The organism is Catellatospora sichuanensis (assembly GCF_007483665.1).
Lineage (GTDB): Bacteria > Actinomycetota > Actinomycetes > Mycobacteriales > Micromonosporaceae > Catellatospora > Catellatospora sichuanensis.
Genome location: NZ_ML660191.1, coordinates 36,567 through 49,058, shown reverse-complemented (window position 1 = coordinate 49,058; position 12,492 = coordinate 36,567). Strand labels below are relative to the sequence as shown.

The window sequence follows — 12,492 nt, the reverse complement described above, 5'->3', positions numbered from 1 at the left end:
CACGACACTCGAACCGGTGAAGAGGGTGCCCATTCATGATCTCATTCATCAATCCACACATTTAAGCGGGTTACGGTCGGCGTCCACTACCTGGCGCACCGTGACGGGCCACCGCCCGCACACACGCCACGGCTCCCCTCGAGAGAGGCGTCCCCGTGCCACGATCACAGGTCGGTACCCGGCCCATCCTGCTCCTGGCCACCGCATTGGCCCTGACCTTCGCGCCGCCCGCGGTGATGGCGGCAGCCGACCCGCCGCCGCTGGCACCGGGCACATTGGCCAAATCAGTGCAGAACGTCACCGATCCCGGCTCAAACCCGGCCGACCACGGCGACGTCGTCAACTGGGTCATGTCCTACGACGACCCCGGCGCGGGCGGCTCGGTGACGGTCACCGACCCGATCGGCTCCGGCCAGGCGCTCGTGCCCGGCTCTTTGCGGGTGCCGCCGGACTGGGTCAAGTCCTGGTCCACCGACGGGAGCACGTTCTCGACCACCGAACCGGCGTCCGGCACGGTCGCGGTCCGCGCCACCAATCCCGACCTGCAGCCCGGCGGCACCAGCCTGACCCGCCTGCTGCTGCCGCCGGTGCAGCCCACCACCACCGCGACCGGTGGCGACGGGTTCACCCCGGTGCTCTACCGGTCGGCCAACGGCGCGGTCGAGTCGTGGAACATCTACCACCACCTCGTACCGGCGGCCCCGAAGGTGGTCTGCATCAACCTGCTGACCGCCCAGCCCTGCGCGGGCGGCCCCTGGCCGCGGCCGCTGAACAGCACCGCCGGGCCGCTCGGCACGGGCAGCACCGGCGACCTGGGCAGCCCGATGGCCCCGCAGTTCGTCTTCGACCCCGAGCGGCCGGGAGTCGTCTACTTCCCCGCCCACACCACCGCCGCGCTCGGCGTCGCCTGCCTCGACCTGGATGCCCGCGCCAACTGCGGCTTCTTCCCGCTCACCCCCACCGGCGGCAGCCCGTCGGCCAGCAACAACATCGCCGGACTGGCCCACACCAACGGCAACCTGTACGCCGCGTCCACCAACGGATCGGTGCTCTGCCTGACCATGTCCACCCGGACGCCGTGCGCCGGGCAGCCGTACACCGGGATCGTCGCACCGCACAGCGACTCCTCTCCCAACACCGTCCTGCAGTTCTTCGGCTCCACCACACTGGCCGGCGGGAAGATCTTCATCTCCTCCTCGCCGACCAGTGGCGCGAAGCTCGCCTGCTTCGACCCGGCCACCAACAGCGCCTGCACCGGCTGGGCCACCCCCAAGGCCGCCGGTCCGGCAGGCCTGATCACCTACGGCATCTTCACCACGTACACCACCACCGGTGACGACGAGGGCGTGTGCGTGCCCCCGGCGAACGGGGTTTACCAGCTGCACTGCTACACGATCGCGGGCGCATCCCTGACCCCGCCCGCGTTCCCGCCCATGCCCAACGGCGTGTACACCTTCAACCCGAAGGTCATCACCGGTCCCGACGGGCACCTGCGCAGCTACTTCCCGTTCTGGAACGGGCCGATCCTCGGCGCGACCGGCTGCTGGGACTGGAACACCGACGCGGCCTGCGCCGGCATGGCCTTCCCGCGTACCCACCCGGGCGTCGGCGGCAGCGGCTACACCCGTGACTACGGCTACGACTACGACGAGGCCGGCGAGTGCCTCCTCGGGCTCGGTGACGCGGGTCTGCTCTTCTCCATGGACCCGATCACCGGCGCGTCGCCCTGCTTCCGCGCGGGGGCGTCGCTCACCCTGGCCACGCCCGACTTCTACTGCGACGGGGCCTCCGGGCACATCTCCGGCTACCAGGACGCGCGCCTGGTCGACATCGACATCGCCAACATCGACCTGGCCAACTCCGCCGCGACCATCAGCAAGCCGGACAACACGGTGATCGCGACCCTGCCGTTCGCCGCCGACGGCAGCGTCGACCTGTCCGGCATCTCGCCGAGCACGCACCCGGCCCTGGTCATCGACGCCAGCCTGCGGCTGCTCAACGTCGACGACTTCGGCGGCGGCAACGAGCCGCACCTCGTCGCGGGCTTCGACGGCGACCCGCCGCAGATCTGCTTCCAGACCAAGCTGAGCAGCGACTGTGGCGTGTACTCCGTGTCCAACACCGCCACCGGCACCGATGCCGGGGGTGCGCTCACCTCCAACACCGTCCAGCAGCCCATCAACCCCGGCCAGGCCTGCCAGCCGAACATCACCGTCAACAAGGAGATCTGCAAGGACAGCCGGGCCTCGCGGTGCGGACCGGGCGGCGTCGGACCATGGGGCAAGGTCAGCCCGGCCGGGCTGCTCGGGATCCTCGGCACGGCGTACTGGCGGATCACGGTGACCAACTCCGGCCCGGTCGACGCGGTGGGGGTGACCGTCAACGACTCGGTCGCGCCGGGCTGCGTCACCGCGGGCGGGACGTTCACCCTGGCCGCCGGGGCGAGCAAGCAGATCCACTGCTCGACGTTCCTGCTGCTGCTGCCGCTGACCAACACGGCCAGTGTCGACTACAGCGCGGCCGGCGCACCTTCGGGAACGCCGCCGAGCACGTCGGGCACGTCGTCGGCGACGGCCTGCTCACTGCTGTGCATCCTCGGCTCCCCCGACCGGGCCGCGGAATTGCGCGACCGCTGATCCTGATCCTCCCCGCCGGGTGCTCCTCGGCGGAGAGCAGCGGAAACGCTCCGTAGAACCGGGAGTCGCGGCACCTGTCCGGGTGCCGCGACTCCTTCTGTGGCGCAGATCACACCGATGGCCGCCGGGATGCAGTCTCGCGCCAGGGGCCGACTCCGATCGGACCGCCCTTCAAGGTCCCTGGGTTCACCGACGCGCGCCCAGCGATGCACACTCGTACTCCCCTGAACGGGATGGCATTCCTGGAGGCAACGGCGAGCTGTGGGCATCATCCACAACCGAATCGGAGGGCTCGCCGAAGGGTCGGAGCATGACTACGGTGGCCCGCATGCCTGAACTGATAACGCCCACCACCAGCATGTACGTCGCGTTCCAGGAGTGCCGCGACGATTGGGGACCCGGTCTCCACGAGGACGGCTTCGGCATCGGCCCCGGCGACGACCTGGATTCTCCCGACGGGTTCGCCGCCTGGGTGCACGAGCGCCGCCGGCTGGACCATGCGGCCGGAGAGCCCTGCCCCGACGAGAAGCACGCCTCATGCCGGTGGATCGTCGAGGACGGCCGGGTGCTCGGGGGAATCGCCCTGCGGCACAAGTACGACGACGACCTCGGCCAGATCGGCTACGGCGTACGCCCCTCCGCGCGCCGCCGCGGGCTGGCGAGCTGGGCGCTCGGCGAGATGCTCCGCGAGGCGCGCACCGTGCTGGGCCTGGACCGCGTCCTCATTCCCTGCCTGGTGGACAACCTCGCCTCGGCCCGCACCATCGAGAGCCAGGGCGGCCTGCTCGAAGGCGTCCGCGACGCCGGACACGTCCGCGTGCGGCGCTACTGGATCACTCTGGACCGGTGACCTTCCGCCGTCCCGCCGTCGGCGGCCTCGGCCGGCGGGCGGCGGGACAGCGAGGATTGCGCCCCCGCGATACCTTCTCCGGCCATGAGATCACGATTGCTGGTGGCCGGGGCGCTCATCGGCGCACTGCTGACCACGGCCTGCTCGATCAGATGGAACACCGGCGAGGAGGGTGCCGCGCCGACGCCCGCACCGGTCGTGAGCGCCGACGCCGCAACGACGGCCTCCGTGATCGAGTTGCTGCGCGCGGGCACGAAGTTCATCGACCAGACCAGCTTCCGCACCGACGTCGACATCGCCGGTGGGCAGATCACCACCCGGTCGCACATGGACAACCTGCACAAACGCGGCGAGGCGGTCATCTCCGCCAACGGCAGGAACAGCGAGATCCGCATGATCGATGACGCCCTGTTCATGAAGACACAGGCGGTTGCTGGTGTCGGCGACGGCTGGCTGAGCCTGGACCCGGTGAAGGTGCCGCCGACCTTCGAGATGGGCTTCGCCCCGGGCAAGAACGATCCCGGCGGCTCCGCGCGGCTGATCGCCGCGGTCGTCACGGCCGAGATCGCCGGCACCGAGATCACCGGAACCATCGACCTGAGCAAGGTCGGCACCGGCAACGGGATCAGCTTCCGGCTCACCAAGGGCCAGCAGTTCCCCGACAGCATGCGCAGCCATCCGTTCCGCGCCTCGCTGGATGGTCAGGGACGGCTGGTCAGTTTCCTGATTCCGGCGACCGGCGGAGCGCCGAGCGCCACGCTGCGCTACAGCGACTTCGGCGCGCCGGTCACGGTGTCACCGCCGCCGGGCGCGACGCCCGCGCCGGAGGCGCTCTACCCGCAGCTAGGCCTGCACTGACCTGGTCGCTGCCCGGCGAGCGCCGGCCCAGTGGTCGTGCCGCGACACGGCTTCCGGGCGAACGAGGCGTGCACCTGACAACGCTCACGAGTGGTGGTCCGGCAGCCCCGAGGGGCACCTTCTTACACGCAGAGCGATAAGAAGGTGCCCCTGCTTCGTACGGTCAGCGGGCGGTGATGTTCAGGGGGAGGCCGGTGCCGGCGGCGTTGAAACCGAAGGACTCCTCCTGGCCGGGGGCGATGTCGCCGTTGTAGGCGACGTTGACGAACTTGTGGTGCTGGCCGGTCGAGGTGCGGGTCGAGCTCCAGGAACTGCTGACCGTGGTGCCTGCGGGCAGATCGAACTCGACGGTCCAGCTCGTCGTCGCCGTGGCGCAGTTGTTCTTGATGAACACGTCCATGCCGTAGCCGCTGCCCCAGGCCGAGGGCTGCACGGTGCGGACGGTGAGACAGCCGGCGGGGGCGGACGGCGACGGGCTCGACGACCTGGACGGCGACGGCGACGGCGACGGTGACGCCGGGGCGGACGGGCTCGGGGAAGCGGTCGTCGGGGACGGGCTGGGCGCGCCGGTCAGCGACTTGAGGAACAGCGACGCGGCCGGGTCGGTACGGGTGGCGTCGACGCCGTGGCCACCGGTGTAGTCGAGCTGCTCGCGGCCCGCCCAGTCCGGGATGCGGGTGCCCGCCTGGTCCAGGTGCTGCCAGCCGGTGCCGCTCCAGCCGAACTGGTAGATCCGCTGATGGTCGGCGTAGTACGCGGTGTAGGCCGCGCCCGCGGTGACCTGCTTGGACATCGTGTTGTTGAAGAAGACGTTGCGCGGGCCGGTGGAGCCGGACCACTTGACCGCCTTCTTGCCCGCGCCCCACCAGATCGGGAACCAGGTCGAGGCGTCGGTGCCGCCGCCGCCCTCCTCACCGCAGTTGGCGGTGCAGCTCGCGGAGCGGTGCTGGAACGGCACGGTCACCGTGTTCAGCTCGATGAGGTTGTTGCGCTCCCAGCCGCCGTGCAGGTTGATGTCGGAGTCGAAGTCGTTGCCGATGACGACGTTGCCCGACGACGACCATTGGAACGTGAAGTGGCGCAGGTTGCGCGAGGTGTTGCCGGCATACAGCGAGTCCCAGACGCGCGAGCCGCGGAAGTATCCGTTGCCGCCCTTGCCTTTGTTCCAGGACCCGTCGAGGGAGTTGCCGACGATCTGCAGGTGGTAGGCCTCCTCGGTGACGATCGGGTGCGAGCCGGTCATCTGCGCGCTGATCCCGCGCACCCACGAGTTGGCGGCCCACTTGAAGACGATGCCGTGCATCTCGTCGGCCGGGGACATGTTGCCGTAGTTGTGCACCGCGTCGGCGGCGTTCAGGCCCGGCATGTCCTGGGTGAGGGCGAAGTTCTCGAACCCGACGCCGAGCACGGGGTCCACCAGCGGGGCCGCCTTGGAGTCGTACACCGTGCCGTCGATCGCGGCGCTGCCGTCGGAGGTCGAGGTGACCGGGACGTCGTACTCCAGGGGCTTGTCGAGGGTCAGGGTGCGGTTGGTGCTGTTCACGGCCGTGATGGTGAAGATCTGCTGGCGCATGTGGATGTTCTGCAGGGTGCCGTCGGCCGGGGTCACGTCCTGCTGGGCGTAGAAGTTCAGCGAGTTCGCAGCACGGATGTTGACCAGCCCGCCGACCGTGAACGCGCTCAGCGAGCCGCTGGTCGCCAGGTGCACGACGGTGTCACCGGTGCGGGCGGCGAAGCCGGTGTCGCCGGTCTTTCCGCGCAGCTTGAGCCCGGCCTTCCAGTGCACGTTGACGGTGCCCTCGAAGAGGTCCTTGCGGTTGGCCGGCGCGGCGGCGTACTCGCTCGCGTAGCTGGTGTGCACGCCGCGCGACTGCACCCGGAACAGGCCGCGGCCGGGCCAGATCCAGCCGCCCTTGGCCGAGCCCGAGGTCATGCCGTCCTCGTCCCAGTCCGAGCCGTCGGCCGTGAGCGCGTCGTAGCGGGTGTTCGCGTCGGGCCGGAACACCAGCTTCGTGCCGCCGGTGCCGCTGCCCGCGCCCCGGATGATCAGGTAGTCGGCGTCGACGGCGAGCTGGCGGGACACGTTGAGCGTGCCGGCGGGCAGGGTGATCAGGGAGAGCTTGGTGTAGCTCGCGCCGGGTGAGCAGCCGGTGCGTACGGCGTCGATGGCGGCCTGCAGGCCGGTGGAGTCGTCGACGCCGTCGTTCGGGGTGACGGCGTACGTCGCGGCCAGCTCGGCCGGGGTGATCTGGCAGGCCGCGTCGGGGTTGGTCTCGGCGGTGCCGGGCAGGTTCGCGCCGCCCCGGTAGCCGGCCTTGGACCAGTCGTAGAGGCCGGTGATCGGGGCGCGCCGGTTGGCGGCGGACAGGTCGAGTGTGGTCAGCGCGAGGACGGGGGTCGGCACCGGGCGGTCGGGCACCGCCATGAGCAGCCCTGTGGTGAGCAGGGCCGCGGTGACTCCGGCCAGCATCGGCTTGGGGACGGATCGTCGAGACATCAGGTGCCTCCGGGGATGGGGGTCTCCAATGGACTCCTGTGATCGAACAGTTTGCTGACATGAATCCAGCTGGTCAATAGGCAGACACAAATTGACTCGGCGTCCACATACGTGGACGCCGAGGATCTTACATATATGTGTATGCGCAGCTGAAGGCCGATGTCACAACGGCGAAGGGCACCCGGCGAGTTCGGAGTGGTCGTAGGTCCAGAACCCGAAGAACCCCGAGTTCACCCACCGGTACACGTGCCAGTACCGGTAGTCGTACTCGAGTGGGTAGGGCAGGTGGGCGACGAGCGCGACCTGCGCGCCGACGTAGCGGTACTGGCTGGTCGTGGTGGAGCCGCAGCGGTCGCCGCCGGTGGCGCTCACGGCCAGGTCGGCGGACGCGGCGATCGCCTCACCGCTGCACCGCACGACGTAACTGCTCTGGTAGTAGCCGGAGCCGGCGTTCACCACCTGCCAGTAGCGGTAGCTGCCCACCGATCCGACCAGCCAGAACGTCTTCGGCGTGCCGCCCACGTAGCGGCTGTAGCTGCCCACGGCGGAGCAGGCCAGGTCGTCCGGTGCGGCGTGGGCCGCGGCCGGGGCGACGAGCACGGATGCCAGCGCCGCGACCGCGGCGACGAGTGCGATTCGGAGTCTCATGCCTCGGCAACGTAGGGCCACCCGAACCTGCCAAGCCCGTGCTCGACGCCATCCCGACACGTCCCGTCACGGCACCAGATCGGCCGGCAGCCCCTGCAGCGCCACCGGGCGGCGGAAACGCTCGATCGACTCGGTGCCGACCGACGTCGACCAGGACGCCGACGTCGCCGGCCACGGCCCGCCGTGCTGCATGGCGTCACAGACCGCGACGCCGGTGGGCACGCCGTTCCACACGATGCGTCCGGCCCGCGCCAGCAGCCCCGGCAGCAGCGAGCGGGCCGCGTCCCGGTCGGTCTCGTCGGCGAAGACCGACGCGGTCAGCGAGCCCTCCAGCCGGGACGGCACGTCCTCGGCGGCGCCGACGGCGATCACCACGGACGGCCCGAAGTGCTCCTCGATCAGCTCCCCCGCCAGCTCGTCGACGTCCACGACCACCGCGAACGGCGCGGGCGAGCCCGCACCCGCGACGACCCGGTGCGCCGCCGCCGCGCGCGCCTGCCACTTCTCGTGCGCCTGCGCCATTCCCGCGGTCAGCATCCGGTGCACCGGCACCGCCGCGACCGCGTTCGCCAGCTCGTCCGCGAACTCCGCCGACCCGGTCACGACCAGGCCCGGCTTGGTGCACAGCTGTCCCGCGGAACCGGTGACCGCCGCGGCCAGCGCCGACACGGTCGCCGGGACGGCCGCGCCGGGCAGCACCAGCACCGGGTTGAGCGAACCCATCTCGGCGTACACCGGGATCGGGTCGGGCCGGGCCGCGGCCGCGTCCATCAACGCCCGGCCGCCGGTCAGCGAACCGGTGAAGCCGACCGCCCGGATCCCCGCTGCCCGCACCAGTTCCAGGGACACCTCGGGCCCGCCCGCGACCAGCGAGAACGCGCCGTCGGGCAGGGCGCGGGCGAGGATCTGCCCGAGCAGCTCGCCGGTGCGCGGTTGCGCCGGGTGCGCCTTGACCACCACCGGGCACCCCGCGGCCAGCGCCGACGCGGTGTCGCCGCCGCTCACGCCGAACGCGAGCGGGAAGTTCGACGCGGCGAACACCGCGACCGGTCCGACCGGGACGGGCACGGTCACCACGTCACCGCCTCCCGCGGCGACCCCGGCGGACACCCGCCGCCACGGCTTGGCCGCGTGGTCGCCGAGCAGCCGCAGCTGGCCGGTGGTGCGATTGAGCTCGCCGCGCAGCCGGGCCATGGTCAGCCCGGTCTCCTCCAACGCGGTCGCGACGATCTCGCCGCCCGCCGCGGCGAGCGCGTCCGCGCACGCGTGCAGCATGGTGCGGCGCATCTCGCCGCTGAGCGACGCCAGGTGCGGTGCGGCGGCGACGGCCTGCGACACCGCGGTGGACACGTTCATGCGTTCTCCTTGCCGTCGCCGGCCGCGGTGAGCGGCCGGCGGGATCGTCGGTTCCGGTCGCCGCGGGCCGCGGTCAGGAGCGGAACTCTTTGGTCAGGGCGGCCAGCAGCGGCTGGAACGCGGCGGAGGCGAGGCCGAGGTGGTACAGGCTGAGCCGGGTCGCCCCGGCCTCGCGCAACCTGGCCACGTGTTCGGACAGCCGGTCGGGCGACGTCGGCGGCAGCACGGTCACGTAGGCGTCCACGATGACACGTTCAGCCAGTGCCGACACCAGGCCCGCCGTGGCCGGGTCGGTCGGCCAGCAGGGCACCAGGACCCGGTCCACCAGAGGCAGCACCTTCGGGGCGAGGCCCGGTGACGGCCCGACCGCCCACGGGTCGGGGTGACCGTGCAACGTAACCGGCGCGTCCGGGGCGTGCCGGCGCACCTCGGCCAGCACCTCGGCCAGCATGTCGGCCGTGGCGTCGTGCCGGGCCGCGAGCAGCGCCGACGCCGTCTGCTCGGGCAGCGGGGTCTCAGCGCGCACGGCATCACGCAGCGCGGCGACGACCTGCTCGGGGTCCAGCCCTCGCGCGGCCCACGAGGCGGCGCAGGCGGTGCAGCAGCAGATGCTCAGCAGCCGCTGGACCAGCGGGGAGTACGCCCCGTCGGTCTTCTCGTGGCAGCCGATGTGCGCCACGCCCATCTGCCCGCACGACTCCAGTGACACCCCGTCGACCGGCAGGTCCCGCAGCGCCTCGCCGGCCAGCGTCACGCAGTGTTCGCGCACCTCCGCCTGCGCCGGGCACAGCGCGTACGGATATCGCTCGCCGAAGCAGTTGAGCACGGTCAAGTCGGGGTGCAGCAGGCCGAGCCGGGTGTCGTGCGCCAGCACGATCCACGCGTTGACGGCAATGCCCGCCGCGCGCAGCGCCGTCGCGGCCTCGCCCGCGGCGTCGTCGGTGCCGGTCCAGTCCGGCGCCTGCGGCACGAGGCGCCGCACCGCCCAGGCCTGCTCGCGTACGGGCCGGTAGAGCGCGGCGTGCCGGGCGTCGACGAAACGCCGCGTCGGGTGCAGCGGCGTCGCCGCCCGCGTCGAGTGGTACGACACGGCCAGGGTCACCGCGTCCGCGCCGGTCTGCGCGAAGCGATCGACGAAACCGTCGTCGCCGAGCACGTCCCACGGGAACGCGTGCACGCTGATCACCATCGCGGCCTCCGCTTGGTGTAGTCGGGCTCGAAGATGCGCCGGTACGACGTGTCGTCGCGTTCGCGGATCGCGCAGCGCAGGAAGTTCTCGTGCAGCCGGGCGAGCGCGTCGCGGTCGAGGCTGACGCCGAGTCCCGGCCCGTCGGGCAGCGCCACCGCGCCGCCGACGATCGGCAGTGGGCGCTCCAGCACGTCGACCCCGCACTGCCAGGGCGTGTGCGTGTCCGCGGCGTACGTCAGCTCCGGCAGCGCCGCGCCGAGCTGCGTCATCGCGGCGAGGCTGATGCCGAGGTGGCTGTTGGAGTGCATGGACACTCCGACGCCCCAGGTGCGGCAGATCGCGGCCAGTTCGGCGCTGCGGCGCAGCCCGCCCCAGTAGTGGTGGTCGGCGAGCACCACCCCGACCGCGCCCTGGGTGAACCCGGGTGCGATGTCGTCGGGGCTGACCACGCACATGTTGGTGGCCAGCGGCATCGGGGCCTTGGCCGCGACGGCCGCCATGCCGGGGATGCCCGGGGTCGGGTCCTCCAGGTATTCGAGCAGCCCGTCGGTCTCCTCGGCGACCCGCAGCGACGTCTCGACGCTCCACGCGGCGTTGGGGTCCAGGCGCAGCGGCAGGTCGGGGAACGCCTCCCGCAGCGCCCGGATCGCGGCGATCTCCTCGTCGGGCGGGAACACCCCGCCCTTGAGCTTGATCGAGCCGAAGCCGTACTGGTCGATCAGCTGGTGGGCCTGGGCGACGATCCCGGCCGGGTCGATCGCCTCCGGGTAGGGGTCGTCGACCGGCGGCAGCCCGCCGACCAGCGACGCGGGCCCGTCCGCGGGCGGATGCGCGTCCCACTTGTAGAACAGGTACGCCGAGAACGGCACCCGGTCGCGGACCGCCCCGCCGAGCAGGTCGGCCACCGGCCGCCCGGTCAGGTGCCCCTGCAGGTCCAGGCACGCCACCTCGAACGGGCTGAACACCCGCAACGCCGTCTTCTGCGGGCTGGAGCCGCCGGTCAGTCCATGCCGGTCAGGCGAGTCGGTGCCGCCGAGCGCGCGGCACACCCGCCGCCACAGGCCGTTGGTATCGAAGGGGTCCAGGCCGACCAGCGTCGCCGCGGCGGTGCGCAGCAGTTCCAGGTGCGGGGCATCGCCGTAGGTCTCACCCAGCCCGATCAGCCCGTCGCCGCAGCTCAGCTCCACGATCGCACGCAGCGCCCACGGCTGGTGCACCCCGGCCGAGTTGAGTATCGGCGGGTCAGGGAACGCCACCGGCGTGATCACGACTTCGCGGATGCGTACATCGCGCCTGCTCATGACTGCTCCTTACCACGCTCCGGGCACATGTCCATTCCGGCCTGTCGCGTTTCGGGACGCTCAAGCGTCCCGAAACGCGACACGCGCTGGACCACATAGTCCCCCGACCGTCCGCTCGTGTCCGCGTCCCGAAACGTGACACCGGCCACGGCCCTCGACTGCCCGCTCATGCCGGCGTCCCACGGCGCCTGAGGGGGGTGGATCGCCCGCCGTGGTCGACGGCGTTCATGCGGCCACCTCCGCCAGCGCGGCGCGGCCCCGGGCGATGATCGCCTTCAGCTCGGCCAGGTGCTCGGGCGACAGGTCGACGAGCGGCGGGCGCACCGGCCCGACCTCCAGGCCGTCGAGCCGGGCCCCTGCCTTGACCAGCGCGACCGCATACCCGGGGACCCGGTCCCGCAGGGCGACCAGCGGCAGGTAGAACTCGGCCAGCAGCCGGGACACGGCGGCCTTCTCCCCGGCGCGGACCGCGCGGTAGAACGCGGTGGCGATGTCGGGCGCGAAGCAGAGCACCGCCGAGGAGTAGCTCTCCACCCCGATCGCCTCGTACGCCTGCACCGACATCTCGGCCGTGGGCAGGCCGTTGAGGAACCCGAACTCCTGCGCGCGCGGGTGCCCGGACTGGCGCACCGCAATGACCAGGCGCAGCATCGCGTCGACGTCGCCGCGGCCGTCCTTGATGCCGACCACGGTCGGGATGTCCAGCAGCGCGACCGCGGCCGCGGTGTCGAGCACGGCGTTGGCCCGCTGGTACACGGTGATCGGCAGCGCGGTCGCCGAAGCGACGTAGCGTACGTGCTCGACCAGCCCGGCCGGCGTCGAGGTGACCAGGTACGGCGGGAGCAGCAGCAGCCCGTTCGCACCGCATTCGGCGGCGATCTGCGCGAACTCGCGGGCGGCCTGCGGGCCCCCGCCGCAGCCCGCGAAGATCGGCAGCCGCCCGTCGGCCACCCGTACGGTGGTGGCGACGACGTCGCGGTACTCGTCGGCGCTCAGTGCCGTGAACTCGCCGGTGCCGCAGGCCACGAACAGCGCGCTGGGCGCGGCCGCGATCTGGCGTTCGAGGTGCTCGGCGAAGACGGTGAGGTCCACTTTGTCGTCGCCGGTGAACGGGGTGAGCGGGAACGAGAGCAGCCCCTGCAGGCGCATGGTGGATC

Annotated in this window: 9 protein-coding genes; 3 read left to right on the top strand and 6 right to left on the bottom strand. The window is 71.7% G+C overall.

What is annotated here, in order from left to right:
- Window positions 1-155 precede the first annotated feature (155 nt).
- From FLL47_RS12940 to FLL47_RS12930, 3 genes are all read left to right on the top strand, one after another.
- The gene (locus FLL47_RS12940) at window positions 156-2,636 is read left to right on the top strand and encodes a DUF7617 domain-containing protein (RefSeq protein WP_222106053.1); all 2,481 of its coding nucleotides are present in this window, start codon (window positions 156-158) and stop codon (window positions 2,634-2,636) included.
- Between the two features lie 328 nt (window positions 2,637-2,964).
- A complete protein-coding gene (locus FLL47_RS12935; protein WP_144120756.1) occupies window positions 2,965-3,486 on the top strand; it encodes a GNAT family N-acetyltransferase in 522 nt (173 codons plus the stop codon).
- Window positions 3,487-3,570: 84 nt separating this feature from the next.
- On the top strand, window positions 3,571-4,344 hold the full coding sequence (locus FLL47_RS12930; protein ID WP_144120755.1) for a hypothetical protein: 774 nt from the start codon (window positions 3,571-3,573) through the stop codon (window positions 4,342-4,344).
- 163 nt (window positions 4,345-4,507) lie between these two features.
- Here FLL47_RS12930 and FLL47_RS12925 read toward each other — a convergent pair whose 3' ends face one another.
- From FLL47_RS12925 to FLL47_RS12900, 6 genes are all read right to left on the bottom strand, one after another.
- Window positions 4,508-6,841, bottom strand: a complete 2,334-nt coding sequence (locus FLL47_RS12925; protein ID WP_144120754.1) for a cellulose binding domain-containing protein — start codon at window positions 6,839-6,841, stop codon at window positions 4,508-4,510.
- A 162-nt stretch (window positions 6,842-7,003) separates the two neighbouring features.
- Window positions 7,004-7,489, bottom strand: a complete 486-nt coding sequence (locus tag FLL47_RS12920; RefSeq protein WP_144120753.1) for a hypothetical protein — start codon at window positions 7,487-7,489, stop codon at window positions 7,004-7,006.
- Between the two features lie 66 nt (window positions 7,490-7,555).
- Entirely contained in the window at window positions 7,556-8,890 is a 1,335-nt protein-coding gene (locus FLL47_RS12915; RefSeq protein ID WP_281286706.1) for an aldehyde dehydrogenase family protein, read from the bottom strand.
- Window positions 8,891-8,918: 28 nt separating this feature from the next.
- Window positions 8,919-10,034 (bottom strand): hypothetical protein, encoded by a 1,116-nt coding sequence (locus FLL47_RS12910; RefSeq protein ID WP_144120751.1) that lies wholly within the window; start codon window positions 10,032-10,034, stop codon window positions 8,919-8,921.
- Window positions 10,028-11,335, bottom strand: coding sequence for a glucarate dehydratase family protein (locus FLL47_RS12905; protein WP_144120750.1), 1,308 nt, complete (start codon window positions 11,333-11,335; stop codon window positions 10,028-10,030). The genes FLL47_RS12910 and FLL47_RS12905 overlap by 7 nt, the downstream gene beginning before the upstream one ends.
- 225 nt (window positions 11,336-11,560) lie before the next feature.
- Window positions 11,561-12,484 (bottom strand): 5-dehydro-4-deoxyglucarate dehydratase, encoded by a 924-nt coding sequence (locus FLL47_RS12900; protein WP_144120749.1) that lies wholly within the window; start codon window positions 12,482-12,484, stop codon window positions 11,561-11,563.
- Window positions 12,485-12,492: the final 8 nt, after the last annotated feature.